Source organism: Pseudonocardia kujensis (genome assembly GCF_021283305.1).
Lineage (GTDB): Bacteria > Actinomycetota > Actinomycetes > Mycobacteriales > Pseudonocardiaceae > Pseudonocardia > Pseudonocardia kujensis.
In genome coordinates this window covers 129882-156062 of sequence record NZ_JAJSOK010000008.1, presented here as the reverse complement: position 1 = coordinate 156062, position 26181 = coordinate 129882, and the positions used below count along the sequence as shown (strand labels likewise).

Genomic DNA, 26181 nt, shown 5'->3' with positions numbered 1-26181 from the left:
CGGGGCCCGGGTCGAGCAGGATCGCTGCTCAGGGGTGGGGCGCGCGGGTCCCGCGGTCCGGGATCCCGGTGTCGGTGGCGGTGGCCCTGCCGGCAGTGCTGTCGGAGGCCCTGCCGGCAGTGCTGTCGGAGGCCCTGCCGGCAGTGCTGTCGGAGGCCCTGCCGGCAGTGCTGTCGGAGGCGCTGTCGGAGGTGCTCCCCGGGGCACCGGGGGTCGGGACGACGACGGGACCGATCGGGTGCCGCTCGAGCCGGCCCGGTGCGGCGACGACGAGGTGCCGGTCCGGGACCGGCTGCCAGCCCGGGTCCGCGTCGGTCGGCTCCGAGGCCACCGTGGCGGTCGCGTCGGTGACCCGCACCGACAGCGCGTGGTCCCAGGCGGTGCCCCAGAGGGTGGTGCCGTCGGTGAGCAGGAGGTTGAGCCGGGAGTGCGGTGCGGCGGCCTCGACCGCGAGGACGGTCGCGGACAGCACCCGCGCCGGGTCCTCGCCCGCCCGCAGCCGGTGCCGGACGAGCGCCCACAGCAGCGCCGCGTCGGTCGGGGCGTCGAGGGTCAGCAGGTCGACGACGGGCAGGCGGCCGGCCAGGTCCGCGACCGAGCGCGGCCAGCCGCGGACCACCCCGTTGTGGCTGAACAGCCAGCGCCCCTCGGTGAACGGGGCGGCCGCGGTGCTGGTGACCGGCATCCCGACGGTCGCCGAGCGGACGGCGGCCAGCACCGCGGCGCTGCGGGTGGCGGCCGCCAATGACGCGAACGACCCGTCCGACCAGATCGGCTCGGCCGAGCGGTACCGGGCCGGCTCGGGCGCATGACCGTTCCCGCCCGGGTCGGCGGGCGGGTACCAGCCCGCGCCGAAACCGTCGGCGTTGACCGTGCCCCCGCCCCGCATGTCGGCCGGGGCGTAGGACTGGTGCAGCAGCCCGTGCGGGGGCTCCAGCAGCAGCGCGGCCAGCGTGGTCGGCGGGCCCAGGTGGGCCAGGTGGCGGCACACGTCAGGGGCGCGGGTCCGCGTGCTCGGCGGCGTCGGCCGCCGACGCGTCCCGCGCGCAGCGGAAGCCGGAGAAGATCTGCCGGCGGACGGGGTGGTCCCAGTTGCGGAAGGTGGCCCGGATCGCCGACGGGTCGGTGCCGAAGGAGCCGCCGCGCAGGACCTTGTAGTCGCCGCCGAAGAAGACCTCGGAGTACTCGCGGTACGGGAACGCCTCGAACCCCGGGTAGGGGTGCCAGCCCGAGTCGCACCACTCCCAGACGTCGCCGATCAGCTGCTCGACACCGAGCGGCGACGCCCCCTCGGGGTAGGCGCCGACCGGCGCGGGCCGCAGGTGACGCTGCCCCAGGTTGGCGTGTCGCTCGGTGGGTGGCCCGTCGCCCCAGGGGTAGCGCCGGCTGCGCCCGGTGGCCGGGTCGAAGCGGGCGGCCTTCTCCCACTCCGCCTCGGTGGGCAGCCGCTTGCCGGCCCAGCGGGCGTAGGCCGCGGCCTCGTGGAAGCAGACGTGCACCACCGGCTCGTCGGCCGGCACGCGCTCGACCACGCCGAACCGGCGCCGCCACCACTCGCCCGCCGCGTCCCGCTCCCAGAACTGCGGCGCGACCAGGCCCTCGGCCGTGCGGTGCCGCCAGCCCTCCTCGCTCCACCAGCGCGGGTCGGCGTACCCGCCGGCCTCGACGAACGCGGCGTACTCGCCGTTGGTCACCGGGTGGGTGTCGATCCAGTAGGCGGGCAACGGGACCGGGTGCGCGGGGCGTTCGTTGTCCAGCGCCCACGGCTCGGTCGAGGTGCCCCGGGTGAACGCCCCGGCGGGCACCAGCACCTCGCGTGCGGCGAGGCGGCGCCCTGCGGGTGGCTCGGGTGCCTGCAGCACCGGCGCCCCGGCGCGCAGCTGGTGGGTGGCGAGCATGGTCTCGTCGTGCTGCTGCTCGTGCTGGACGATCATGCCGAAGGCGAAGCCCTCGTGCTCCAGCCGGCGGCCGCGCAACGGGCTGCGCTCCAGTGCGTCGAGCGCCTTCTCCCGCACCTCGGCCACGTAGCGGCGGGCCTCCGGCGGGGTCAGCAGGGGCAGCTCGACGCGGCTGGCCCGGCTGTGCTGGAACGCGTCGTACAGCCCGTCGATCTCGGGGCGCAGCGGCTCGCGGCCGCCGACGTCGCGGACCAGCCAGAGCTCCTCCTGGCTGCCGATGTGGGCGAGGTCCCAGACCAGGGGGGACATCAGCGGCGAGTGCTGGGCGACGAGGTCGCCCTCGTCGACCGCGTCGGTGAGCCCCGTGCTGCGCGCACGGGACCGCTCGAGCAGCCCCGCGACGTGGGTGCGGAGCTGCTCGGGGGTGTGGAAGGGGTCGGTCTCGGGAGTGATCGTCACGGGAGTGCTCCCTCCGTCGGGGACGGGATGATCTCGAGGGTCTCGAGGGCACCGCCGGCGGGCGGTTCCCCGGGCAACGGGTCGTCGGCGGGGCAGCGGCCGGCGGCGACGCGCCGCTCGGTGACCTCCACCAGCCGGTCCAGCAGGCCGGGTGGCGGGTCGAGCGCGGGCAGCTCGGCGCAGGCCAGCGAGAACACCTCGACGGCGGCCGCGGCGAGGACGCGGTCCTCGAGCCCGTGCCGGGCCGCCGAGGTCCAGCGCAGCCGGGCGGGCGCACAGATCTCCCGCACCCGGTCGACGACGGCGGGCCGCGCGCTCAGCGCGGCGAGCACGGCGACCGGGAGCGCCCAGTCCTCGCCCTGCTGCCCGTCGACGTACCGGACCTCGAGGAACCCGCGCGGGCGGACCGGCGGGAACAGCGTGGACACGTGGTACTCGAGGTCGGCGACGGTCGGCCGGCGGCCGGGCAGCCGGCCCTCGACCCAGTCGCCGAAGGTCACGCCCTCGGGGGTGGACCACTCCCCCGCGCCCCGGACACAGAGCAGCGGCGTGCCCACGACCCGCTCGGCCCACGCCCCGGCCGGGTCGCCCTCGACCGACGGCGGTGGTGCCGTGCGGGCGGGGTCGAGGGCCAGCCAGGCGGCGCACCCGCCGGTTCCCCGCCCGTGCAGCAGCGGGGAGTTGGCGAACGCGGCCACCAGGACCGGCCCCACCTCGTGCAGGGCGGCCCAGCGCGCGGGCAGGTCGGCGTGCTCCCCGGCGTCGAGCGCGACCTGGACCGCGGACGTGGAGCACATGCCGCTGCGGCCGTGCGGGCCGAAGCGGTCGAAGGCGCGCTCCATGGCGCGGTAGCGCGGGAGCTGCAGGAGGCGCCGCGCGGGCCGGACGGGATCGGCGGCGCGGGGCTCCGGGGTGAGGCCGCGGGCGGCGAGCCGGGCGTGGAGGGCGGCGGTGTCGGCCTCGACGGTGGCGACGAGGGCGGCCAGCCCGGCCGTCGGGGGGCTGGCGAGCTCGACCTGGCCGCCGGGTTCGACGGTGACGACCGAACCGTGCGGCAGCGGGGCGGCGGGGGAACCGGGGACGAGCGGGGCGGGGGCGTGCGGGCCGAGCGCGCCGAGCAGGTCGGCGAGGTCGGCGGGATCGGCGGGCCGGGCGGGGCGCAGGAGCCACTCGAGCTCCACGCCCACGTACCGCGGGGGCCCGTGCTTGAAACAGACCGAGGCGACGTAGGCCTCGGCCTCCGCCCGGCTGCGCAGCTCGGTGCCGGCCGCGGGCCGCTCCGCCCCCTTGCCCGCCTGCACCGGGATCCCGGACGGCGCGCGAACGCCCTCCGGCCCCGGGACGGCGGGCACGATCCCCGCGTCTGGAAGCACGGAGCGAACGCTACCCGCGGGGTCCGACAGTTGCAGGCGCTTCTTCACGTCTTTCGCGGGGCCGTCCGCGCGGCCTGCGCCACAAGACGTACGTACGGGATACTGGACCGGTGCCCCGTGTGAGTACCGACCAGCTCGCCGCCCGGCGCCAGCACATCCTCGACGGCGCCCGGCGGTGCTTCGCCGCGCACGGGTACGAGGGGGCGACGGTCCGGCGGCTCGAGCAGAGCACGGGGCTGTCCCGCGGCGCGATCTTCCACTACTTCCGCGACAAGGACGCCCTGTTCCTCGCCCTCGCCGAGCAGGACGCCCGCCGGATGGCCGACGTCGTCGCCGAGCGGGGCCTGGTCCAGGTCATGCGCAACCTGCTCGACGGCACCCGGGTGGACCCCGCCGACGGCGCACCGGACCTCGACGGCGACCGCAGCTGGCTCGGCACCCGGTTGGAGGTGTCGCGGCGGCTGCGCACCGACCCGGACTTCCGCGAGCGCTGGCAGGCGCACTCCGCGGAGCTGACCGCCGCCACCCGGGAGCGGCTCGAGCGGCAGGCCGCCGCCGGGGCCCTGCGCGACGACGTCCCCGTCCCGGTGCTGGCCCAGTACCTCGAGCTGGTGCTGGAGGGCCTGGTGTCGCACCTGGCCATGGGGCTGCCGGCCGACGCCCTCGACGGCGTGCTCGACCTCGTCGAGCAGAGCGTGCGGACCCTGCGCCGCTGACCCGACGCTCCCGGCGAGGCACGCCCGCCGGCCCCGGAGGGGGTGTGGGGCCGGCGGGCAGGTCGGGAGCGGACGGGTCGGTACCAGACGGTCGGTACGGGACGGCCGGTACTAGGCCGGCTCGACCTCGACGCGGGTGTCGGAGAAGGTCGGCGCGTTGCCGAGGTCGGCGAACTCGGTGGGGTTGACCGCGTTGACCGTGGCCAGTCCCTTCGCCTGCGAGCGCCACTGCCCCATCGACGCGAGCACGACCCCGCGGGCCACCTCGTCGGACACCCTGACCTTGACGAGGAACTCCCCGCGCTCGTTGAAGACCCGGATCAGGGAACCCTCGACGATGCCCCGGACCTCCGCGTCGGCGGGATGCACGATGGCCGACGGCTCGCCCTGCACCCGCTGCTGGGCACCGAGATTGCCGTAGGACGAGTTGAGGAAGGCGTGGGCCTTGGGCGAGACCAGGTGCAGCGGGTAGTCGCTGCGGGCGGGCGGGATGTAGTGCGGCAACGGGTCCACCTCGCCGCCGGGCTGCGCCTCGTTGCTGCCCTGCCGGAAGAGGGGGAGCACGAAGTTGCCGCCCGCCGCGGCGGCGGAGACGAACTCCTGCTTGCCCGACGGCGTCGGGAAGCCGCCCTCGACGTGCGGGGCGTAGCGGTCGGCGTCGGGCAGGTTCAGCCGGGCCCATCCCGTCCGTGCCAGGGACTCCGGGGTGACGCCCGCCAGCGCCGGGGCGGACCAGTCGTACGCCTGTGCGAGCAGCTCCTCGTCCGTCATCCGGAAGCAGGGGTCGTCGAACCCCATGGCGGCGGCCAGCCGTCGGAAGAGCTCGGTGTTGGGGATCGCCTCGCCCACCGGCGCGATCGACGGCCGGTTCAGACCGATGTAGAAGTGCCCCCACGAGAACATGACGTCGAGCTGCTCGAGCTGGGTGGTAGCCGGGAGCACGATGTCGGCGTACTGCGCGGTGTCGGTGAGGAACTGCTCGCTGACCACGGTGAAGAGGTCCTCGCGGGACAGCCCCGCGACCATCCGCTCCTGGTCGGGGCAGACGATCAGCGGGTTGGCGTTGTAGACCATCAGCGCGTGGATGCCGGGGTCGAGGCCGAGGCCCCCGGTCAGTGCCTTCCCCAGCAGGTACTGGTTGACCACCCGGGTGCCCTCGGGCCGCAGCTGTGGCTGGGACAGCGCGTCCCAGTTCACCGGGAAGGCCCAGAGCGGCAGGGCGAGCAGCCCGCCACCCGGCCTGCGCCACGCGCCCACCAGGCCGGGCAGGCAGGAGATCGCCCGCACGGTCTGCCCGCCGCCGGAGTGCCGCTCGATCGCCACGCCGATCCGGATCATCGACGGCTGGCCTGCCGCGTACTCGCGGGCCAGTGTCCGGATGTCGTCGGCCGGGATGCCGGTCTCCTCCGCCGCCCACTCGGGGGTGCAGTCGCGGACCCGCTCCGCGAGCTCCTCGACCCCGACGGTGTGCTCGGCGACGTACTCGGCGTCGGTCAGACCCTCGGCGAGGATGACGTGGATCAGCGCCAGGGCCAGCGCGCCGTCCGTGCCGGGGCGGATCGGGATGTGCCAGTCGGCGCGCTTCGCGGTGCGGTGCCGGACCGGGTCGATGACCACGACCTTGGCGCCCCGCTTCTGCGCCTCGGCCACGAACGGCCACAGGTGCAGGTTCGTCGACACCATGTTGCAGGCCCAGATCACGATGTAGCGCGAGTGCACCAGGCTCTCGGGGTCGACGCCCGCCGTCGGGCCGAGGCTCATCACGTACGCCGTCGACGCGCCCGAGTCGCAGAAGGTGCGCTCCGCGACGGTCGCGCCCAGCTTGTTGAAGAAGGGGTCGCCGACGTTGAGCCCGTTGAGCGTGCCCTGGGTCCCCAGGTAGCTGACCGGCATGACCGCCTCGGGCCCGTGCTCCGCGACCACCCCGCGGAACCGGTCGGCGATCTCGCTGATCGCCTCGTCCCACGTGATCGGCGCGAACCGGCCCGAGCCCTTCGGCCCGGTGCGGCGCAGCGGCGTGGTGACCCGCTCCGGGCTGTAGACCCGGTCGACGTAGTTGTTCACCTTGACGCAGAGCCCGCCGCGGGTGAACGGGTGGTCCGGGTCGCCCCGCACCCCCGTGGCCTTCCCGTCCTCGACGCTGACGAGCATCGAGCACCCGTCGGGGCAGTCGTGCGGGCAGATCGCCCGGTGGGTGCCCGTCTCCCCGACGGCGAGGAGGGGCAGGTCGGCGAGGGTCATCGCGGCTCCGGATCGTGGTGGGGGTGACCCATCCTGGTGCGCCGCCGCGCGACCGGGCTTGGCACCGAGCGACCGGAGGTGGGCAGCGAGTGACCGGTGGTGGGCAACGAGCGACGACAGCCGGGCGGTGGGGGACGGGCACCGGCGGCGGGGACGGGCGGACGGAGGCGTTGACGCGCCCGCAACACGCTGCGAACCTGCGACTGGTTCCCTCCGGAGCGAGCCGGCGGGAGTGCCGTCGTCCGCGCAGGAGGTGACCATGGTCCTCGCACCCGGATCGGCGCCCGGCGGCACGGACCGACACGCCACCCGCCGTTTCGACGAGTGGCGGGACACCATCCGGCACGACTTCGTGGCCCTCGACATCGCCGCCGACCGCCGGATCGGCACGTTCACCGGCGCGGTGCGCAACGCGACCGTCGCCCACCTGCAGGTCTCGGAGGTCTCCTCGGTCGACCAGGTCTGCCGCCGGACGCCCTCGCTGGCCGCGGCCGACGACCAGGAGTTCCTGCAGATCGGGATGATCACTCGGGGCACGGGCGTGCTGGAGCAGGACGGCCGCCGCGCGGCGCTCGCGGGCGGCGACTTCGCCATCTACGAGACCGGCAGGCCGTTCCGCTGGCGGCTCGGCGGGGACTGGTGCCTCGAGGTGTTCACGTGGCCGCGCGCCGCCGTCGGGCTCGACGCCGGGGAGTCCGCCCGCGCCACCGCGCTGCGGATGGACGGTCGGGAGGGCCTGTCCGGGATCGTGGGCGGGATGCTGCGGGGGCTGCTCGCCGCACCGCCGCGGCTGACCCCGGCCGGTGCCGCGCGCGTGGCGGACGAGACCGGCGACCTGGTCACCACCCTGGCCGTGGAGCACCTGGCCGGGCCGCTCGCCGTCGACCGGCCGCAGCAGGCCCTGCTGCGGGAGATGCTCACCTACCTCGACACCCACCTCGCCGATCCCGCCCTCGGTCCGGCTGCCGTCGCACGGGCGCACTTCGTGTCGGTGCGCCAGCTGCACCGGCTCTTCGCGACGACCGGCGAGACGGTGAACCGGCGGATCCGCCGGTTGCGCCTGGAGCACTGCCGCCGCGAGCTGGCCGACCGGCGGCGGGCCGGCGAGCCGGTCACGGACGTCGCGCGGCGCTGGGGCTTCCCCGACCTCGCCACCTTCAGCCGGGCCTTCCGGGCCGCGTACGGGGTGTCCCCCACCACCTACCGGGCGCGCCACCTCGCCCCCTGACCCGCGACCCCCGCGCCAGAACTCCCGACTCGCGCCGCCAGAACCCCCGACTCGCGCCGCCGGAACCCCCGACTCGCGCCGCCGGAACTCCCGACTCGCGGGGGTCAGAGGGCGGCGAGGATCCGGTCGAGGTGGGCGAGGTCCTCGGGCGGCAGGGCGCGCAGGACCGGCGGCGGGTCACCCAGGATCGCCCGGGCGGTGGCGGCGGCCCGCTCCCCGTCCGGGGTCGCGCTCACGATCTTGCAGCGCCGGTCCTCCGGATGGTGCTCGCGGCGGACCAGACCGCGCTTCTGCAGCTCGTCGACCACCACCGTGGCGTAGGGCCGGTCGACCGAGAGCCGGTCGGCGAGGTCGGAGAGCGTCCCGGGCCGGCGCGCCACCTCGAGCAGCGCCTTGACCCGCACGAAGCTGAGCCCGACGGCCTCGCAGGCCTCGCGCCGCCGGTCGTGCTGGTCCACGACGAGGGCCCGCATCCGCCCCCAGGCCCGCACGGCCGGGTCGGCGGGGTCGAGCTCGCGGACCTCGCCCTCGACCGTCACGACACACCCGCCCGGGCCGGCACGTCGGAGGCGGCGAACAGCTCGGCGGTGTGGGTGGCGGTGCGCCGCGCCCACGCCGTCGTCGAGACCAGGCCCAGCACGAGGACCACGATCCCGCAGCCGATCTGCACCGCCCAGCCGACGTGCGTGGCCGCGGCGAGCCCCGTCGGCAGCGGCCCGACGACCGAGGCCGTGACCGCCGACCCGATGATCGCGACGCCGAGGGCCGTGCCGACCTGCCGGCTCGTGGACGCCACCGCCGAGGCCACTCCGGCCTGCGCGGCCGGCATGCCGGAGACGGCGGTGTTGGTGATGGGCGGGTTGACCATGCCGAACGCGATCCCGAACAGCACGTACGCGGTGATCAGCACCCACAGCGGCGAGTCGGTGCGCAGGGTCAGCAGCACCGCACCGGAGAGCACGAGCCCGGCCCCGCCGACGACGAGCGGGATCCGTGCCCCCCGGGTGGCGACCAGCCGCCCGGCGACGGTCGGCAGGACCGCCGCCATCGCGGCCATCGGCAGCGTGAGCAGCCCGGCGTGCAGCGGGGAGTAGCCGCGCGCGGACTGCAGGTACAGCGCGTTGACGAAGAGGAAACCGGCGAGGCTGGCGAAGGCGCACACCGCGATCACCGTGGCCCCGGCGAACGGGACGCTGCGGAAGAAGCGCGGGTCGAGCAGCGGCTCCGGCCGGTTCCGCTCCCACGGCAGCAGCGTCGCGAGCGCGGCGGCCGCCGCGACCGCGCAGCCGAGCACGGCCGGCGAGGTCCAGCCCTGGGCCGGGCCCTCGATGATCGCGAACGTGGCGCCGCCCAGCAGCACCGCCATCAGCACCTGGCCCACCGGATCGAGCCGCCGCGGCCGCGGGGCCCGGGACTCCGGCACGAACCGGGTCGTCGCCACGACGGCCGCCACGACCACCGGCACGTTGATCCAGAACACCGACCGCCAGCCGACGGCGTCGACGAGGGCGCCGCCGATCAGCGGCCCCAGCGCCATGCTGAGCCCGACGACGCTGCCCCACGCCCCGATCGCGCGGGCGCGCTCGCGAGGGTCGGTGAAGACGTTGACGATGATCGACATGGCCACGGGGTTGAGCATCGCCCCGCCCAGCGCCTGCACCACCCGGAAGCCGACGAGCGCCCCGGCCGACGGCGCGACGCTGCACAGCAGCGAGCCGACGCCGAACAGCACCAGCCCGATCCGGAAGATCCGCTTGCGCCCCACCCGGTCCGCGGTCGACCCGGCCAGCATCAGCAGGCTCGCCAGGGTGAGGGTGTAGGCGTCGATCGTCCACTGCAACGAGGTGACCGACGCCGACAGGTCGGCCTGGATCGACGGCAGCGCCAGGTTGACGATGGTCGAGTCCATGCTGACGACGAACAGGCTGGAACAGCAGATCACGAGCACCAGCAGGCGGTGCCTGCGGCCGAGCTCGGGCACGGGCCCTCCGGACGGTGGTTGCGGCAGCACAATCGTTAGCATGCTACAACCGCTCGGGTCGCCGGGTCAGCGCATGAGAGGCAGATCGCGCTCGTCGTGCGAGTGGTCGCAGCCCGGGACCAGACAGGCGGCGTCCGTGACGCCCGGGTCGGCGAACTGCGTGCGGTGCAGCGCGGCGTAGCGCCCCTCCGCGGCCAGCAACTCGGCGTGCGTGCCCTGCTCCGTCACCCGCCCGGCCTCGACGACCGCGATCCGGTCCGCCGCGCGGACGGTCGACAGCCGGTGGGCGATGACGATCGCCGTCCGCCCCACCAGTGCCTCGGCCAACGCCTCCTGCACCGCGGCCTCGGACTCGGAGTCGAGGTGCGCGGTCGCCTCGTCGAGCACCACGACGGGCGGGCGGGCCAGCAGCAGCCGGGCGATCGTGAGCCGCTGCCGCTCACCGCCGGAGAGTCGGTATCCGCGCTCCCCCACCACGGTCCCGAGACCGTCGGGCAGCTGGTCGAGCAGCTCGCCGAGCCGCGCGCGGTGCAGGGCCTCGCGCAGCTCGTCGTCCGATGCCTCCGGGCGCGCGTAGCGCAGGTTGGCCGCGATGGTGTCGTGGAAGAGGTGCCCGTCCTGGGTCACCACGCCGACGGCGCCGCGCAGCGCGTCGAAGGTCAGGTCCCGGACGTCGACGCCGGAGAGCTCGACGGCGCCGGAGTCGACGTCGTAGAGCCGCGGGAGCAGCGAGGCGATGGTCGACTTCCCGGCCCCGGACGGCCCGACCAGTGCCAGCAGCGAGCCCGCCGGCGCCTCCAGGTCGACGCCGTGCAGCACCTCGCCGGGGGCGCGCCGGTCCAGCACGGCGACGTCCTCCAACGACGCGAGCGAGACCTGCTCGGCCGTCGGGTACGAGAAGTGGACCCCGCGCAGGCGCACCGACACCGGACCGGGCGGCAGCGCTCGGGCCCCCGGCCGTTCGGTGATCATCGGCTCCAGGTCGAGGACCTCGAAGACCCGCTCGAACGCGACCAGCGCGGTCATGACGTCCACGCGCGCGTTGGCCAGCGCGGTCATCGGCGTGTAGAGCCGGGTGAGCAGCAGGGCGAGGGTGACGACCGTGCCCGGCTCGATCCGCCCGGTCACCGCGAGCCAGCCGCCGAGCCCGTAGACGAGCGCCTGGGCCAGCGCCGAGACCAACGACAGGGACGTGACGAAGACCCGGGACACCATCGCCGTCCGGACCCCGATGTCGCGGACCCGCTCGGCGCGCTCGCCGAACTCGCGCGCCTCCTCCCGCGGCCGCCCGAACAGCTTGACGAGCGTGGCGCCCGCCGCCGAGAACCGCTCGGTCATCTGCGTGCTCATCGACGCGTTCAGGTTCGCCGAGTCCCGCCGCAGGTCGGCGATGCGCCGGCCCATCCGCCGCGCCGGCAGCACGAAGATCGGCAGCAGCAGCAGGGCGAGCACGGTGACCTGCCATGCCAGCCCGATCATCACGGCGAGCGCGAGGGTCAGCTGGATGACGTTCGACAGGACGCTGGCGAGCGTGGTGGTGATGGCCGACTGCGCGCCGATGACGTCGTTGTTGAGCCGGCTGACCAGCGCGCCGGTGCGGGTGCGCATGAAGAAGGCGACCGGCATGCGCTGGACGTGCGTGAACACCGCGGTGCGCAGGTCGACGATCAGACCCTCGCCGATGCGCGAGGAGAACCAGCGGGCGCCCAGTCCGATCAGTGCCTCGGCCACGGCCAGCGCGGCGATGCAGAGGGCGAGCGTGATCACCCGGCGGGCCGCGTCCGCGCCGCCCGCGACGATCGCGTCGACCACCCGGCCGGCGAGCAGCGGGGTGACGACACCGATGACCGCGGTCCCGGTCGTGAGCAGCAGGAACGACAGCAGCCACAGCCGGTAGGGCCTGGCGAACCGCCAGATCCGCGGGATCGTCCCCTTGGCGACGGAGCGCGGGGCGTCGGCCGCCCGCGTCATCCCGCGCATGATCGTGAGCGGCCTGTCCACACACCTCACCCGAACCGCGTCATGGGCCACGAGCGCGTCGCCGGAGGCCGAAACCGAGTCTCGGTGTCGACCCTAGTGCGAGGGTCGGGGCGGCGCGCGTCACGCGCGCGGTCAGGGCGCGGTCACGCGCTCACGAGCGGCCCGGGCGGTGCACACACGTCGACCCGCCGCCGTGCCTGCGGACGGTGGCGGGTGCGTGTCGACGTGGATGGTTCCGGGAGGGTTCCGGGCCGCCCCTACTTCTTCTTGGTGCGAGTGGCCCCGCCGCGCCCGCGCAGCGTCACCCCGGTCTCGCTCAGCACGCGGTGCACGAAGCCGTAGGACCGTCCGGTCTGCTCGGCCAGGGCGCGGATGCTCGCGCCCTTCTCGTACTTCTTCTTCAGATCGGTGGCGAGTTTGTCCCGCTGGGTGCCCGTGATCCGGGCTCCCTTCTTCAGGTCGGCCACGACAGTTGACCTCCTCTGCCCCACCGCGGACCCCGCGTCCGCGGACCGGAGCCGCCGATCGGCTCGTCGGTGCGAGCCATGATGATCCTTCTGTCGGGATGTGGCCAGCGCAACATCCCGCATGATCGGTGAACGGTTCCTCCGTTCGGATCACGCGGACGGGTGATCGCATTCGGTCCCGGTGTCACCGGGAGGTCACCTCGCCGTCACGGGCGCGTGGCCTACGCCAGCTGGACGAGTTCCAGGTAGTCCGCGGACCAGTGGTCCTCGGTACCGTCCGGAAGCACGATCACCTTGTCGGGTTCGAGTGCCTCGACGGCACCGGGGTCGTGGGTGACCAGCACGACCGCCCCCTCGAAGCGGCGCAGCGCGTCGAGCACCTGCTCGCGGCTGGCCGGGTCGAGGTTGTTCGTGGGCTCGTCGAGCAGCAGCACGTTCGCCGCGCTGGAGACCAGGCCGGCCATCGCCAGCCGGGTCCGCTCACCACCGGAGAGCGTGCCCGCGGGCTGCTCCAGCTGCTCGCCGGAGAACATGAACGTGCCCAGCACCGTGCGCAGCTGCTGCTCCGGGGCGTCGGGCGAGGCGTGCCGGATGTTCTCCCAGACACTCGCATCCATGTCGAGCGTGTCGTGCTCCTGCGCGAAGTAGCCGGTGCGCAGTCCGTGGCCCGGCACGACGGCGCCGGAGTCGGACCTCTCGGTGCCGGCCAGCAGCCGCAGCAGCGTGGTCTTGCCCGCGCCGTTGAGCCCCAGGACCACGACCTTGGTCCCGCGGTCGACGGCCAGGTCCACGCCGGTGAACACCTCGAGCGAGCCGTACGCCTTGGAGAGGTTCTCCGCGGTGAGCGGGGTGCGTCCGCACGGGGCCGGCGTGGGGAACCGGATCTTGGCCACCCGGTCCGCCTGGCGCTCCGGTTCCAGGTTGGCCAGCAGCTCGTCGGCGCGCCGGGCCATGTTCTTCGCGGCGACGGCCTTGGTGGCCTTGGCGCCCATCTTCGCGGCCTGGGCGTGCAGCGCCGACGCCTTCTTCTCGGCGTTGGCCCGCTCCCGGCGGCGCCGCTTCTCGTCCGTGGCGCGCGCCTCGAGGTAGCGCTTCCAGTTCATGTTGTACTGGTCGACCTCGCCGCGGGTGGCGTCGAGGAACCACACCTTGTTCACCACGGCGGCCAGCAGGTCGGTGTCGTGGCTGATCACCACGAGCCCGCCCTCGTGGGCCTGCAGGAATCCGCGCAGCCAGGTGATGGAGTCGGCGTCGAGGTGGTTGGTCGGCTCGTCGAGCAGCAGCGTGGTGGCGCTCTGCGAGCCGCCGTCCGACGCCGCGAACAGGATCCGGGCCAGCTCCACGCGCCGGCGCTGCCCGCCGGACAGGGTGGCGATCTGCTGGTTCAGCACCCGCTCGGGCAGGCCGAGGTTCGTGCAGATCCGGGCCGCCTCGCTCTCGGCGGCGTACCCGCCGAGCGCGGCGAAGCGCTCCTCCAGCCGCCCGTACTCGCGGACGGCCCGCTCGTTCTCGGGGCCGTCGACCAGCTCGGCCATCGCGGTCTGGACCTTCTCCAGCTTGCGCAACAGCTCGTCGAGGCCGCGGGCGGAGAGCACCCGGTCCTTCGCCGTGACGGAGAGATCGCCCTCGCGTGGGTCCTGCGGGAGGTAGCCGACGGGCGAGTTGGTGGTGACCGCACCCCCGTAGGGCTCGCCCTCCCCCGCCAGCACGCGCATGGAGGTGGTCTTGCCGGCGCCGTTGCGCCCGACGAGGCCGATCCGGTCGCCGGGCTGGACGCGCAGGGTGGCGCCGGACAGCAGGATTCGGGAGCCGGCGCGCAGCTCGAGGTCGGTGGCGGTGATCATGAAGGGACTCCGGGAGGGGTCGGAACGAGGAGGGCGGCCTGGGGGCACACGGGTACCGGGGCGCGGCGCCTACTCGATCAGGATCACGCCTCCAGGCTACCGGCCCGCGCATCCCCGTTTCCCCCGTAGGGTCACCGTCATGACCGAAGTCACCGACGCGACGGGGGATCTGGCCGGTCGGGCCGCGCTCGTCACGGGCGCGAGCCGCGGGATCGGGCTCGCCGTCGCCGCCGAGCTGCTCTCCCGGGGTGCGTCCGTCGCCATCACGGGCCGCAAGCAACCCGATCTCGAGTCGGCGGCGGCGGAGCTCGGTGCGCCGGGGCGCGTGCTGACGGTGGCCGGCAACGCGGGCGACCCGGCGCACCGCGAGGAGGCCGTGGCGCGCACCGTCGAGACCTTCGGCAACCTCGCGATCCTGGTCAACAACGCCGGCATCAACCCGCAGTACGGTCCGCTGGTCGACGCGGACCTGGACGCCGTGTCGAAGATCTTCGACGTCAACGTCGTCGCCCCGCTCGGGTTCGTGCAGCTCGCGTACCGGGCGTGGATGCGCGACCACGGCGGGGCCGTCGTCAACGTCGCGTCGATGGCCGGGATCCGGGCGACCGGCGTCATCGGCGCCTACGGAGCCTCGAAGGGCGCGCTCATCCGGCTCACCGAGGAGCTGGCCGGCCAGCTCGGCCCGGGCATCCGCGTCAACGCCGTGGCCCCCGCCGTCGTCAAGACGCGGTTCGCGGCGGCGCTCTACGAGCACGACGAGCAGGGCGTGGCGAACGGCTACCCCCTGAAGCGGCTCGGCACCCCGGAGGACGTCGCCGCGGCCGTCGCCTTCCTCGTGTCCGACGCCTCGGGCTGGATCACCGGCGAGACCGTGCGGCTCGACGGCGGCGCCCTGGCCTCCGGGAGGAACGGCTGAACGTGCGGGAGCCCGCCGCGCCGGCGGCACCGCCCACGCCCGGCCGCGGTGGCGGCGCGGTGGACGTACTGGTGGCCGGGGGCGGCCCCGCCGGGCGCGCCCTCGCCGCCGCCTGCGCACGGATCGGCCTGCGGACCGCGTTGGCCGACCCAGCCCCGGACCGCCCCTGGCGCGCGACCTACGCCGCCTGGGCGGACGAGCTGCCGGTGGACCTGCCGGCGGGCGTGGTCGCCGCGCGGGCGCAGGGCCGGGCCGTCGCGCTGACCGAGCACCGGCTCGGCTGGGAGTACACGGTCCTCGACACCCCCGCACTGCGCGCCCACCTCGACGCGGGGCTGGCCGGCGTCGCCGTCCACCGCGCGAAGGTGGTGGGCAGCGAGCCGGGGTACGCCCGGCTGGCCGCCGGGCGCCTGCCGGCGCGGCTCGTCGTCGACGCCACCGGGCACCGGCCCGCCCGGGCGCGCCGGGCCCCCGCGGAGCAGACGGCGTACGGGCTGGTCGTCGAGGAGACCGTGGCCGCTCCGCTCGTCGCGTCGGGCGAGGCGCTGTTCATGGACTGGCGGCAGGAGCACGGCCGGCCGGGCGGGGCCTGGCCGACCTTCCTCTACGCGGTCCCGCTCGGCGGCGGCCGGGTGCTGCTCGAGGAGACCTCCCTGGCCCGCCGCCCCGGCCTGCCGCTGCCCGAGCTGCGCGCGCGGCTGCACGCCCGCCTGGCCCGCCACGGTGTGCACCCGCCCGCCGGGGCCGAGGAGGAACGCGTCCGGTTCCCCGTGGAGGGCCCCGTCGGTGCGACGCTCGCGCCGGGGCCCGCCTTCGGCGCCGCGGGCGCCCTCGTCCATCCCGCCACCGGCTTCTCGGTGGCGACCGCGCTGCGGCTGGCACCGCGGCTGGCGGAGGCGCTGGCCGGGCCCGCACCCCGCCGTGCGGCCCGGTCGGTCGTGTGGCCGGCCCAGGCCCGCGCCGTGCACGTGCTGCGGCACCGCGGCCTGGAGGCGCTGCTGCGGATGCCGCCCGCGCGGGTGCCGGCCTTCTTCGAGGCGTTCCTCGGGCTGCCCGCGCACCACCGCTGGGCCTACCTGACCGGCCGCGCCGACCTGCCCGGCACGGCGGCCGCCATGCGCGCGCTGTGGGCCCGCGCGGACTGGTCGCTGCGCGCCCGGCTCGTGGGTCCCGCGCTGCTGCCCCGGGCCCGCCCCGCCACCACCGGGTGACGCTCGCGAGTCGGGGCAGGTCAGCGAACTACCGGTCGGTAATCTGCCGGGACCATCGCGTGACCGATCCCCCGGAGGGCACATGTCCGCCTACACCACCGTCGTCGTCGGCACGGACGGATCGGCGACCTCGTACGTCGCCGTGGAGCGCGCAGCGGCCGTCGCCCGCGACTCCGACGCCGAGCTCGTGCTGGTCTCGGCCTACACGCCGGCCTCGCGTGACGAGACCCTCGAGGCCGAGGACGCCCTCGGCGCGGAGGCCTACCAGGTCCGCGGCTGGACGCCCGCGGAAGAGGTGCTGCGCACCGCCGAGGACAAGGCCGCCGCGATCGGCGCGACCAAGATCAGCAAGGTCGCGGAGGACGGCGCCCCGGCCGACGTGCTGCGCAAGGCGGTCCAGGAGCGCAACGCCGACCTGCTCGTGGTGGGCAACAAGGGCCTCAACACCCTCAGCGGGCGCATCCTCGGCTCGGTCCCGTCGGACGTCGCCCGCCGCTCCGGCGTCGACGTCCTGATCGTGCACACCACCTGAGCAGCCCGTGAGCGAGGGCTGGCTGGAGGACCTCGGGTCGTTCCTCGACGCCGCCGCCCGGGGCGAGAGGCGCCGGCTGGCCGAGTCCGCGCCGCTGGTCGGGGCGCTGGAGGAGATGATCCTCGGCGGGCCGCGGCGCTACACCCGCGCCGAGGTGCTGGAGCGGGCCGGGGTCCCCGAGGAGGAGGGCCTGCGGCTGTGGCGGTCGCTCGGCTTCCCCGAGGTGCCCGACGAGCTGGTCTACTTCACCGACGGGGACGTCGACGCCGCGGGGCTGCTCGCCACCGATCCCGTCGCCCGGTCGCTGCCCACGGACGTGCGCGAGACGGTCCTGCGCGCGATCGCGCAGTCGGTGTCCCGGCTCGCCGACTGGCAGGTCGGCATGTTGGCCCGCATGGTCGCCGACCGCGCCGCGCCGACCGTCGGGGCGGCGTCCGGGGAGATGGAGCCCGAGGCCGCGCTGCACTTCGCGGCCGACCTGCTGCCGACGCTCGAACGGGTGCAGGCCTACATCTGGCGGCGGCACATGGCGGCCGCCGTGTCCCGGTTCGTGGTCGGCCCGCTCGACGACCCGGAGTCGGCCGAGACCCGCGCCCTCACGGTCGGGTTCGCGGACATGGTCGGTTTCACCCGCACCACGCGGCGGCGCTCCCCCGCCGAGCTGTCCGAGATGATCGAGCACTTCGAGGCCGGCACCACGGAGGTGATCACCGAGTGCGGCGGGCGGCTGGTCAAGACCGTCGGCGACGAGGTGCTCTTCGTGACCGACGAGCCGGCCGAGGCCGCGTGGCTGGCCCTGCGGCTGCGCGAGCGGGTGCGGCAGGAGCCCTCGCTCCCCCCGCTGCGGATCGGGTTGGCCGCCGGCGACGTGCTGCTGCGCTTCGGCGACGTCTACGGCGAGCCGGTCAACATCGCCGCCCGGCTCACCACGCACGCCCGTCCGGACACCGTCCTGGTCGACCGCGCGGTCGCGCACGGCATCGAGGGCGACGAGCGCTTCGGCACCCGCCGGCTCAAGCCCCTGCAGGTCCGGGGCTACCGCCACCTGCAGCCCTACCTGCTCCGCGAGCGCACCCACGGCACCTGAGCTTGATCTTTAACCTCGGTCAGTGCGGGGTGTTGTTGTGCTGGTGGCGTGTTTGCCCACGTCGTGGCGGGTGGCGGGGTTGCGGTTGCGGGATCCGGGTGGACGGCCGGGGCCGGGTCGGCCAGGTTTCGGTGCCGCGGCGGGTCGGGTCGTGTTCGCGCGGAGGTGGCGAAACCCGCGTCGGACCCGCGCTGGGGTGAGCCGGCCCGGGCGGGCGGGCTTCTCCCAAGGACGGCGCAGGTCCGCGGCGAGGGGTCGGGCCAGGCGCAGTTGGGTGTGCGCGGTGATGATCAGCCAGGTCCAGCGGTCCGCCGCGGCCGGGGTACGGACCTTCGGGACGGTCCAGCCGAGGGTCTGTTTGAACAGCCGGAAGGTGTGTTCAAGATCGAACCGGCGCAGGAACGCCCGCCACCACCGGTCCACATCCTCGGCACTCGCGCCGGTGACCGAGGACCACAACCAGACCGGTTTCGGGTCGTGATCGCCGGGCAGCCGTTCGACCTGCAGGCGGAGCAGGGTGCCGGCGATGATCGGGAGCTCACCCGGGTGGTCGGCCCAGACGCCGCGGTGGGTCAGGCGCGGGTAGAGCCCGTCCCAGGCGGTGGCGACCGCCCGGCCGTAGCGGGTTGTGTCGGTGACGGTGGTCTGGGCTGGTGCCCACCAGGTGCCCGGTGCGGACAGAGCGAAGTCCGGACCGTGGCGCGGCGGGCGGCCGATCGCTCGGGCGGTGCGCAGGGTGCGGGGGCCGCGCAGGACCCGGTCCGAGCGCAGCCGCCCGAGTAGCTCTATCGGTAGGGCGGCGAGCACGTGGGCGAGGCGGGTGATGTCGTAGCCGGCATCGGCGACGATCAGGATCGGCAGGTCCCCGGCCCGCCACTGGTCCGCGTTCCGCAGCCGGGTGACGACCTCGCGCAGCTGGGCGGCGGTGACCGCGGTGGCGTCCTGTCCGGGCCCGATCCGAACGACATCGAGCATCGCGGTCCACGAGCTACGGCCCGGTTCCAGGGCGGCGACGAACGAGTACGGCCAGCCCGGGATCATCTGCGCGTTGCCTTTTCCTCGGCCGTAGACGTGGCAGAACAGCCGATCTGCGCTGGTCGGGGCGTCCGAGCGCAGCCACGGGCTGACATCCACGGCGAGCACGATCCGCCCATCGACCCCTCTGGGCAGCGGGAGACCGGCCAGTACCCGGCGGAGCCGCTGCGGCTCGATCCGGCCACAGGCCAGTGCGTCGTACATCGCGCCGTGCCCGCGACGGTGCTCGGCCACCAAGGTCAGCTCGACCAGCGAGTGGACCGGACCATCCGCGCACAAGACCGCATCACACAGCTCGAACAGCGCATCCGCCCGCGCGGTCAACGAGTCGTAGAACTCCTGCCGGAACCGGGCCAGATCGTCCCCTCGAGCCGGAGTGTCGCCAAGCACCACCGGCCCGGCACACGCCACACTGACCATCGCGGCCACCGCTTTCGTCTTCGAGCTCTGTGAGAGGAACCCGAAGAGGATCAAGTGGTGGCCGCATCCATGTCCGGACGACACGCCGCACGACCAACATCAAGTAGCCGAGAGCGGCCCCCCAAGGTTAAGGATCAAGCTGAGAACGCGTCAGGGAACCATAGCGCGCGAATTCGGCCCTTCCGAGCGCGTTATGGAACCATAATGCGAAGCCACGGCGCGTGAGAACGCGTCAGGGAACCATGATGCGCGATCGACGGCCGTCTCCGCGCATCATGGTTCCCTCCTGCGATTGCTCAGACGCGGAAGCCGAGGGCGCGCAGCTGCTCGCGACCGTCCTCGGTGATCTTCTCCGGGCCCCACGGCGGCATCCAGACCCAGTTGATCGTGATGTCCTCGACCAGCCCGCCGTTGCTCGGGCCGGTGAGGGCCGAGCGGGCCTGCTCCTCGATCACGTCCGTCAGCGGGCAGGCCGCCGACGTCAGGGTCATGTCGATGACCGCCTTGTTGTCCTCGACCTTCAGGCCGTAGACGAGGCCCAGGTCGACGACGTTGATCCCCAGCTCGGGGTCGACGACGTCGCGCATGGCCTCCTCGATGTCGTCGAGCGAGGGACCCTCGCCGGCGGCCTGCGCGGCCGGCGGCTCCGGCATCCCGGCGGCGCCCCGGACGATCTCGTCGTCGGCCGTCCCGGTGGTGTTGTCGCTCATGCCTCCTCCTTCACCCGCGCGACCGCGTCCTTGAACGCCATCCAGCCCAGCAGAGCACACTTGACGCGCGCCGGGTACCTGGAGACGCCGGCGAACGCGATCCCGTCGCCGATGATCTCCTCGTCCCCGGGCACCTTGCCGCGGCTCTGGGCCATCTCCTGGAAGGACTCCAGGATCCGGAACGCCTCCTCGACGCTCTTGCCGACCACCAGGTCGGTGAGCACCGACGTCGACGCCTGGCTGATCGAGCAGCCGAGCGACTCGTAGGAGACGTCCTGCACGCTCTGGCCGTCGAGCTTGACCCGCAGGGTCACCTCGTCGCCGCAGGTCGGGTTGACGTGGTGGGTCTCCGCGTCGTACGGCTCGCGCAGGCCGGCGCCGTGCGGCTGCCGGTAGTGGTCCAGGATGATCTCCTGGTACATCTGCTCCAACTTCATCACGCGACCCCGAAGAACTCGCGGGCGGCCCGCACGCCGTCGGCGAGCTGGGCCACCTCCTCCGCCGTGGTGTACACGTGGAAGGACGCCCGGACGGTCGCCGCGATTCCGAAGCGGCGGTGCAGGGGCCACGCGCAGTGGTGCCCGACCCGCACGGCGATGCCCCGGTCGTCGAGCACCTGGCCGACGTCGTGCGCGTGCACCCCGTCGACCACGAAGGACACCGCGCCGCCCCGCTGCTCGAGCGAGTCCGGCCCGATGATGCGCACGCCCTCGACCTCGCGCAGCGTGTCGAGCGCGACCTTCGTGAGCTCCCGCTCGTGCGCGAAGACCGTGTCCATGCCGATCGCGGACAGGTAGTCCACGGCGGCGCCGAGCCCCACGGCCTGCGACGTCATGGGCACGCCCGCCTCGAACCGCTGCGGCGGCGGGGCGTAGGTCGAGCCCTCCATCCGCACCATCTCGATCATCGAGCCGCCGGTGATGAAGGGCGGCATCGCGTCGAGCAGCTCGGTGCGGCCGAAGAGCACGCCCACGCCCGAGGGGCCGAGCATCTTGTGCCCCGAGAACGCGGCGAAGTCGACGCCGAGCTCCGTCAGGTTGACCGGCATGTGCGGCACCGACTGGCAGGCGTCGAGCACGGTGAGCGCGCCCACGGCCTGCGCCCGCCGCACCAGCTCCTCGACCGGGGCGATCGAGCCCAGGACGTTGGACTGGTGGGCGAAGGCCACGACCTTGACCCGCTCGGTGAGCGCCAGCGAGTCGAGGTCGATCCGGCCGTCCTCGGTGACCGAGTACCAGCGCAGGGTCGCCCCGGTCCGCCGGCACAGCTCCTGCCAGGGCACCAGGTTGGCGTGGTGCTCCAGCTCGGTCACGACGATCTCGTCGCCGGGGCCGACCGCGAACCGCTCCGACTCCGGGCCCAGGCCCGTGCGGATCGAGGAGTTGCTCATCGCGTAGGCGACGAGGTTGATCGCCTCGGTGGCGTTCTTGGTGAACACCAGCTCCTCGGGCTCGGCGCCGGTGAACACCGCGATCTTCGACCGCGCGGCCTCGTAGTCGTCCGTGGCCTCCTCGGCGAGCTGGTGCGCGCCGCGGTGCACGGCCGCGTTGTGCGTCTCGAGGAAGGCCCGCTCGGCGTCGAGCACCTGGCGCGGGCGCTGCGAGGTGGCGCCCGAGTCCAGGTAGACCAGCGGGCGCCCCTCGCGGACGGTGCGCGACAGGATCGGGAAGTCGTCGCGGATCGAGGCGACGTCCAGACCCGCCGTGGGGGTCTGGAGCGTGGTCACGACGCCGCCGCCGCTTCCCGGACGAACCGCTCGTAGCCGTTCTTCTCGAGGTCGTCGGCCAGCTCGGGGCCGCCGGACTCGACGACCCGGCCGCCGGCGAACACGTGCACGAAGTCCGGCGTGATGTGCTGCAGGATCCGCGTGTAGTGCGTGATCAGCAGGATGCCGTTCTCGGGCGAGCGGTACCGGTTCACGCCCTCGGACACGACCCGCAGCGCGTCGACGTCCAGGCCGGAGTCGGTCTCGTCGAGGATCGCGATCTTCGGGTTGAGCAGGGCGAGCTGCAGCACCTCGTGGCGCTTCTTCTCACCGCCGGAGAAGCCCTCGTTCACCGAGCGGTCGGCGAACTCCTCGGAGATCCCGAGGTCGGACATCGCGCCCTTGACCTCCTTCACCCACGTGCGCAGCTTCGGGGCCTCGCCGCGGATCGCGGTGGCCGCCGAGCGCAGGAAGTTCGCCATCGACACGCCGGGGACCTCGACCGGGTACTGCATGGCGAGGAACAGGCCGGCGCGGGCCCGCTCGTCGACGGTCATCCCGAGCACGTCCTCGCCGTCGAGCAGGACCTGGCCCGAGGTGATCTCGTACTTCGGGTGGCCCGCGATCGCGTAGGCGAGCGTGGACTTGCCGGAGCCGTTCGGCCCCATGATCGCGTGGGTCTCGCCGGCCTTCACGGTCAGGTCGACACCGCGCAGGATCGGCTTCGGACCGTCGTCGGTGCTGACCGACGCGTGCAGGTCCTTGATCTCCAGGGTGGACATCGCTGTTCGGAACTCCTGTGGTGGGAAGGGCTAGACGCCGGTGACGGCGAGCTCGGCCTCGATGGCCGCCTCGAGCCGCTCACGCAGGTCCGGGAGGCCGCCTGGGCCGTGGGTCGGGATGCGCTGCAGGATCTCGCCGAAGAACGCGCGGACGACCAGGCGCCGGGCCTGGTCCTGGGGGATGCCGCGGCTCTGCAGGTAGAACAGCTGCTCGTCGTCGAACCGGCCGGTCGCGCTGGCGTGGCCCGCCGACACGATCTCGCCGGTCTCGATCTCGAGGTTCGGCACCGAGTCCGCGCGGGCGTGCTCGGTGAGCACCAGGTTGCGGTTGAACTCGAAGGTCTCGGTGTTCTCCGCCGCGGCCTGGATCAGCACGTCGCCGATCCACACGGTGTGGGCGTCCGTGGTGCCCGCGCGCCCCTGCAGGGCGTTCTTGTAGAGCACGTTCGACTTGCAGTGCGGCACCGCGTGGTCGACCAGCAGGCGCTGCTCGAGGTGCTGCCCGGCGTCGGCGTAGCCCAGCCCGACCAGCTCGACGTCGCCGCCCGGGGCGCGGTAGGTCACCGTCGGGCTGACGCGCACGAGATCGCCGCCGAGGGAGACCGACACGACCTTGAGGGTGGCGTCCCGGCCGACGGACAGATGCTGGGCGGTCACGTGCACCGCGTCGTCCGCCCACTCCTCGGTGACGACGACCGTCAGCCGCGAGGAGTCGGCGAGCACGACCTCCAGGTTGTCCGCCAGCACGCCGGACCCGCGGTGCTCCAGCACCACGGTGGCCTCGGCGAACGGGGTGGTGCGCAGCTGCAGGTGACCCGCGGCCGTCGCCCCGGCCCCGGGGCCCTCGATCGTGATGGTGAGGGGCGCCGGGGTCCCGTCGAAGGTGACGACGGTGGCCTCGGTGAACGCGGACCACGCCTGGGCGGCGACACGGTCGGCGGGGGTGCCGCCCTCACCGATCCGTGCGTCGTCGCGCCCGACGGTCTCCACGGTCACGCCCTCGGCGGCGGTCACCGTGACCGGCGCCCGGCCGTCGAGCGCCGCGCTGCCGTCGTGCAGGCCGCGCAGCCGCTTGAGCGGCGTGAACCGCCAGTTCTCCTCACGCCCGCCCGGAACCTCGAAGGCCTCGACGTCGTAGGAGGTGAAGCGCTCGCCGGCGGAGAGGACCGGCTTCTCGCCCTGCCCCTCCTTCGCGCCGGCGAGCTCGGGTGCCAGCCCCGCAACCTCTGGGGTCGTCATCCGACGGAACCCTCCATCTGCAGCTCGATCAGGCGGTTCAGCTCGAGGGCGTACTCCATGGGGAGCTCGCGCGCGATGGGCTCGACGAACCCGCGCACGACCATCGCCATGGCCTCGTCCTCGGTGAGGCCGCGGCTCATCAGGTAGAAGAGCTGGTCGTCCGACACCTTCGAGACGGTGGCCTCGTGGCCCATCTGCACGTCGTCCGTGCGGATGTCGACGTACGGGTAGGTGTCGCTGCGGCTGATCGTGTCGACCAGCAGCGCGTCGCACTTCACCGTGCTCTTCGAGTTCTTGGCCCGCGGGTTGACCCGGATCAGGCCGCGGTACGACGTGCGCCCGCCGCCGCGCGCCACCGACTTCGAGATGATCGTCGACGACGTGTTGGGCGCCAGGTGCGTCATCTTCGCGCCCGCGTCCTGGTGCTGGCCCTCGCCGGCGAACGCGATGGACAGGACCTCGCCCTTGGCGTGCTCGCCCATCAGCATCACGGCCGGGTACTTCATGGTCACCTTGGAGCCGAGGTTGCCGTCGACCCACTCCATGGTGGCGCCCTCTTCGGCCTTGGCGCGCTTGGTGACCAGGTTGTACACGTTGTTCGACCAGTTCTGGATGGTCGTGTACCGGACCCGGGCGTTCTTCTTGACGACGATCTCGACGACCGCGGAGTGCAGCGAGTCCGACTTGTAGATCGGCGCGGTGCAGCCCTCGACGTAGTGCACGTACGAGCCCTCGTCCGCGATGATCAGCGTCCGCTCGAACTGGCCCATGTTCTCGGTGTTGATCCGGAAGTAGGCCTGCAGCGGGATGTCCACGTGCACGCCCGGCGGCACGTAGATGAACGAGCCGCCCGACCACACCGCGGAGTTCAGCGCGGAGAACTTGTTGTCGCCGCTGGGGATCACCGAGCCGAAGTACTCCTGGAACAGCTCCGGGTGCTCGCGCAGCCCGGTGTCGGTGTCCAGGAAGACGACGCCCTGCTCCTCCAGGTCCTCGCGGATCTGGTGGTAGACGACCTCGGACTCGTACTGCGCGGCGACACCGGCGACCAGGCGGGCCTTCTCGGCCTCCGGGATGCCCAGCTTGTCGTAGGTGTTCTTGATGTCCTCGGGCAGGTCCTCCCAGCTGGAGGCCTGCTTCTCCGTGGACCGCACGAAGTACTTGATGTTGTCGAAGTCGATGCCCGAGAGGTCGGAGCCCCACCGCGGCATCGGCTTGCGCTCGAACAGGTCCAGCGCCTTGAGCCGGAAGTCGAGCATCCACTGCGGCTCGTTCTTCAGGCGGGAGATGTCGGCCACCACGTCGGCGGACAAGCCGCGACGGGCGGACGCGCCGGCGACGTCCGGGTCCGACCAGCCGAAGTCGTACCGGCCGAGCGTCGCGAGCGTCTCCTCCTGCGTGAGCCCTGGCTTCACCTCAGGAGTGGTCGTCATGAAGACTGCCTCCCTCTCGGGGACGTGGTGGTCGCTTGCTGCCCCGCCGGTCCCGGGCGCTGCCCGGTACGGAGGCGTTCGGGAGCCTCCGGGAACACGGTGGGGACGTGGGTGGTGCACGCGGAGTCCCCGCGCGCGATGGTGGCCAAGCGTTGCACGTGCGTGCCGAGGATCTCGGCGAAGGCCGCGGTCTCGGCCTCGCAGAGCTCCGGGAACTCGGCCGCGACGTGGGCCACCGGGCAGTGGTGCTGGCACAGCTGCACGCCGTGCCCGGCCTCCCGGGCCGCCGCCGCGTAGCCCCGCGAGGTGAGCACGCGTGCGAGCGCCTCGGCCCGTTCCTCCGGCGTGCCCGCCGCGTGGATCTCGTCCTCCGCGTCGCCGAGCAGCTCGTGCACGCGGGAGCGGGCGAACTCGCCGACGGCCTGCTCCCCCGCGTGGGCCGCGAGGAAGCGCAGGGCCGAGGTGGCCAGGTCGTCGTAGCCGTGCCCGAAGCGGACCCGGCCGGCGTCGGTGAGCAGGAAGTGCTTGGCCGGACGGCCGCGCGAGCGCCGGGAGCGCCGCGGCGCCTCCCGGGTCTCGGCCTCGCCGTCGGCGATCAGGGCGTCCAGGTGCCGGCGCACGGCGGCGGCCGAGAGCTCCAGCTCGGCGGCGACCTCCGCGGCCGTGATCGGCCCCTGCTCCAGCAGGAGCCGGGCGACCGCGACCCGCGTGCGACCCTCGGGCTGGGCGGGGACGTGCGCGGGCTGGCCGGGGACGTCCGCCGCGTGCGCGGCCGGTGCGGGCACGGCGACGGCGGACGCCTGCGGCGCCCGGGTCGTGGTGCTCGGTCCGGCTGTTTTCACAACACCAGTGTTGCGTATATGCGCCCACCCGGCAAAGGCGGCCCCCCGGGCAGGTGAGCGGACTCACCCCCGGCATGCCGCC

General features: G+C 73.9%; 23 protein-coding genes. 6 read left to right on the top strand and 17 right to left on the bottom strand.

Annotated elements, in window-relative coordinates:
- Positions 1–28: 28 nt before the first annotated feature.
- From egtC to egtA, 3 genes are read right to left on the bottom strand one after another with little or no spacing between them, the layout of a single operon-like run.
- Positions 29–991 (bottom strand): ergothioneine biosynthesis protein EgtC, encoded by a 963-nt coding sequence (gene egtC, locus LWC35_RS08825; RefSeq protein ID WP_372463020.1) that lies wholly within the window; start codon positions 989–991, stop codon positions 29–31.
- Between the two features lies 1 nt (position 992).
- A complete protein-coding gene (gene egtB / locus LWC35_RS08820) occupies positions 993–2357 on the bottom strand; it encodes an ergothioneine biosynthesis protein EgtB (protein WP_232869535.1) in 1365 nt (454 codons plus the stop codon).
- A complete protein-coding gene (gene egtA, locus LWC35_RS08815; protein WP_232869534.1) occupies positions 2354–3730 on the bottom strand; it encodes an ergothioneine biosynthesis glutamate--cysteine ligase EgtA in 1377 nt (458 codons plus the stop codon). The genes egtB and egtA overlap by 4 nt, the downstream gene beginning before the upstream one ends.
- Before the next feature lie 110 nt (positions 3731–3840).
- On the opposite strand from egtA, the gene LWC35_RS08810 reads away from it, so the two are divergent.
- Positions 3841–4446, top strand: coding sequence for a TetR/AcrR family transcriptional regulator (locus LWC35_RS08810; RefSeq protein WP_232869533.1), 606 nt, complete (start codon positions 3841–3843; stop codon positions 4444–4446).
- 111 nt (positions 4447–4557) lie between these two features.
- Here the strand turns inward: LWC35_RS08810 and LWC35_RS08805 are convergent, their stop codons facing one another.
- Positions 4558–6687, bottom strand: coding sequence for a molybdopterin-containing oxidoreductase family protein (locus LWC35_RS08805; RefSeq protein ID WP_232869532.1), 2130 nt, complete (start codon positions 6685–6687; stop codon positions 4558–4560).
- A 259-nt stretch (positions 6688–6946) separates the two neighbouring features.
- Here LWC35_RS08805 and LWC35_RS08800 point away from each other — a divergent pair, with 259 nt between their 5' ends.
- Positions 6947–7915, top strand: a complete 969-nt coding sequence (locus LWC35_RS08800; RefSeq protein WP_232869531.1) for an AraC-like ligand-binding domain-containing protein — start codon at positions 6947–6949, stop codon at positions 7913–7915.
- 104 nt (positions 7916–8019) lie between these two features.
- On the opposite strand, the gene LWC35_RS08795 is transcribed toward LWC35_RS08800, so the two are convergent.
- From LWC35_RS08795 to LWC35_RS08775, 5 genes are all read right to left on the bottom strand, one after another.
- Positions 8020–8454, bottom strand: coding sequence for a MarR family winged helix-turn-helix transcriptional regulator (locus LWC35_RS08795; RefSeq protein WP_232869530.1), 435 nt, complete (start codon positions 8452–8454; stop codon positions 8020–8022).
- Positions 8451–9896, bottom strand: a complete 1446-nt coding sequence (locus LWC35_RS08790) for an MFS transporter (RefSeq protein ID WP_232869529.1) — start codon at positions 9894–9896, stop codon at positions 8451–8453. The genes LWC35_RS08795 and LWC35_RS08790 overlap by 4 nt, the downstream gene beginning before the upstream one ends.
- 66 nt (positions 9897–9962) lie before the next feature.
- On the bottom strand, positions 9963–11897 hold the full coding sequence (locus LWC35_RS08785) for an ABC transporter ATP-binding protein (RefSeq protein WP_372463019.1): 1935 nt from the start codon (positions 11895–11897) through the stop codon (positions 9963–9965).
- A 236-nt stretch (positions 11898–12133) separates the two neighbouring features.
- Complete coding sequence (locus tag LWC35_RS08780) at positions 12134–12343, bottom strand: helix-turn-helix domain-containing protein (RefSeq protein WP_028932228.1); 210 nt, start codon at positions 12341–12343, stop codon at positions 12134–12136.
- A 221-nt stretch (positions 12344–12564) separates the two neighbouring features.
- Positions 12565–14187 (bottom strand): ABC-F family ATP-binding cassette domain-containing protein, encoded by a 1623-nt coding sequence (locus LWC35_RS08775; RefSeq protein WP_232869528.1) that lies wholly within the window; start codon positions 14185–14187, stop codon positions 12565–12567.
- Positions 14188–14326: 139 nt separating this feature from the next.
- On the opposite strand from LWC35_RS08775, the gene LWC35_RS08770 reads away from it, so the two are divergent.
- The 4 genes from LWC35_RS08770 (at position 14327) to LWC35_RS08755 (ending at position 17933) form a co-directional block, all read left to right on the top strand.
- On the top strand, positions 14327–15103 hold the full coding sequence (locus tag LWC35_RS08770; RefSeq protein WP_232869527.1) for an SDR family oxidoreductase: 777 nt from the start codon (positions 14327–14329) through the stop codon (positions 15101–15103).
- A 2-nt stretch (positions 15104–15105) separates the two neighbouring features.
- The gene (locus LWC35_RS08765; protein ID WP_232869526.1) at positions 15106–16314 is read left to right on the top strand and encodes a lycopene cyclase family protein; all 1209 of its coding nucleotides are present in this window, start codon (positions 15106–15108) and stop codon (positions 16312–16314) included.
- A gap of 82 nt (positions 16315–16396) precedes the next feature.
- A complete protein-coding gene (locus LWC35_RS08760) occupies positions 16397–16846 on the top strand; it encodes a universal stress protein (RefSeq protein ID WP_232869525.1) in 450 nt (149 codons plus the stop codon).
- Positions 16847–16853: 7 nt separating this feature from the next.
- The gene (locus LWC35_RS08755) at positions 16854–17933 is read left to right on the top strand and encodes an adenylate/guanylate cyclase domain-containing protein (protein WP_232869524.1); all 1080 of its coding nucleotides are present in this window, start codon (positions 16854–16856) and stop codon (positions 17931–17933) included.
- A gap of 9 nt (positions 17934–17942) precedes the next feature.
- Here LWC35_RS08755 and LWC35_RS08750 read toward each other — a convergent pair whose 3' ends face one another.
- From LWC35_RS08750 to LWC35_RS08715, 8 genes are all read right to left on the bottom strand, one after another.
- Entirely contained in the window at positions 17943–19388 is a 1446-nt protein-coding gene (locus LWC35_RS08750) for an NF041680 family putative transposase (protein WP_232869523.1), read from the bottom strand.
- Between the two features lie 296 nt (positions 19389–19684).
- Positions 19685–20098, bottom strand: a complete 414-nt coding sequence (locus tag LWC35_RS08745; RefSeq protein WP_232869522.1) for a metal-sulfur cluster assembly factor — start codon at positions 20096–20098, stop codon at positions 19685–19687.
- The gene (gene sufU / locus LWC35_RS08740) at positions 20095–20535 is read right to left on the bottom strand and encodes a Fe-S cluster assembly sulfur transfer protein SufU (protein WP_232869521.1); all 441 of its coding nucleotides are present in this window, start codon (positions 20533–20535) and stop codon (positions 20095–20097) included. Before sufU ends, LWC35_RS08745 begins: the two co-directional genes overlap by 4 nt.
- Positions 20535–21824, bottom strand: coding sequence for a cysteine desulfurase (locus LWC35_RS08735; protein ID WP_232869520.1), 1290 nt, complete (start codon positions 21822–21824; stop codon positions 20535–20537). The genes sufU and LWC35_RS08735 overlap by 1 nt, the downstream gene beginning before the upstream one ends.
- On the bottom strand, positions 21821–22585 hold the full coding sequence (gene sufC, locus LWC35_RS08730) for a Fe-S cluster assembly ATPase SufC (protein ID WP_232869519.1): 765 nt from the start codon (positions 22583–22585) through the stop codon (positions 21821–21823). Before sufC ends, LWC35_RS08735 begins: the two co-directional genes overlap by 4 nt.
- Positions 22586–22615: 30 nt before the next feature.
- Positions 22616–23824 (bottom strand): SufB/SufD family protein, encoded by a 1209-nt coding sequence (locus LWC35_RS08725; RefSeq protein ID WP_232869518.1) that lies wholly within the window; start codon positions 23822–23824, stop codon positions 22616–22618.
- Positions 23821–25257, bottom strand: a complete 1437-nt coding sequence (gene sufB, locus LWC35_RS08720) for a Fe-S cluster assembly protein SufB (protein ID WP_232869517.1) — start codon at positions 25255–25257, stop codon at positions 23821–23823. The genes LWC35_RS08725 and sufB overlap by 4 nt, the downstream gene beginning before the upstream one ends.
- On the bottom strand, positions 25254–26042 hold the full coding sequence (locus LWC35_RS08715) for a helix-turn-helix transcriptional regulator (protein WP_372463022.1): 789 nt from the start codon (positions 26040–26042) through the stop codon (positions 25254–25256). Before LWC35_RS08715 ends, sufB begins: the two co-directional genes overlap by 4 nt.
- Between the last annotated feature and the right edge of the window lie 139 nt (positions 26043–26181).

Coding starts and splice junctions, on each gene's coding strand:
- LWC35_RS08805 (WP_232869532.1), bottom strand. CDS start 6,687: ATGACCCTCGCCGACCTGCCCCTCCTCGCCGTCGGGGAGACGGGCACC.
- LWC35_RS08800 (WP_232869531.1), top strand. CDS start 6,947: ATGGTCCTCGCACCCGGATCGGCGCCCGGCGGCACGGACCGACACGCC.
- LWC35_RS08775 (WP_232869528.1), bottom strand. CDS start 14,187: ATGATCACCGCCACCGACCTCGAGCTGCGCGCCGGCTCCCGAATCCTG.
- LWC35_RS08770 (WP_232869527.1), top strand. CDS start 14,327: ATGACCGAAGTCACCGACGCGACGGGGGATCTGGCCGGTCGGGCCGCG.
- LWC35_RS08760 (WP_232869525.1), top strand. CDS start 16,397: ATGTCCGCCTACACCACCGTCGTCGTCGGCACGGACGGATCGGCGACC.
- LWC35_RS08750 (WP_232869523.1), bottom strand. CDS start 19,388: ATGGTCAGTGTGGCGTGTGCCGGGCCGGTGGTGCTTGGCGACACTCCG.
- LWC35_RS08745 (WP_232869522.1), bottom strand. CDS start 20,098: ATGAGCGACAACACCACCGGGACGGCCGACGACGAGATCGTCCGGGGC.
- sufU (WP_232869521.1), bottom strand. CDS start 20,535: ATGAAGTTGGAGCAGATGTACCAGGAGATCATCCTGGACCACTACCGG.
- sufC (WP_232869519.1), bottom strand. CDS start 22,585: ATGTCCACCCTGGAGATCAAGGACCTGCACGCGTCGGTCAGCACCGAC.
- LWC35_RS08725 (WP_232869518.1), bottom strand. CDS start 23,824: ATGACGACCCCAGAGGTTGCGGGGCTGGCACCCGAGCTCGCCGGCGCG.
- sufB (WP_232869517.1), bottom strand. CDS start 25,257: ATGACGACCACTCCTGAGGTGAAGCCAGGGCTCACGCAGGAGGAGACG.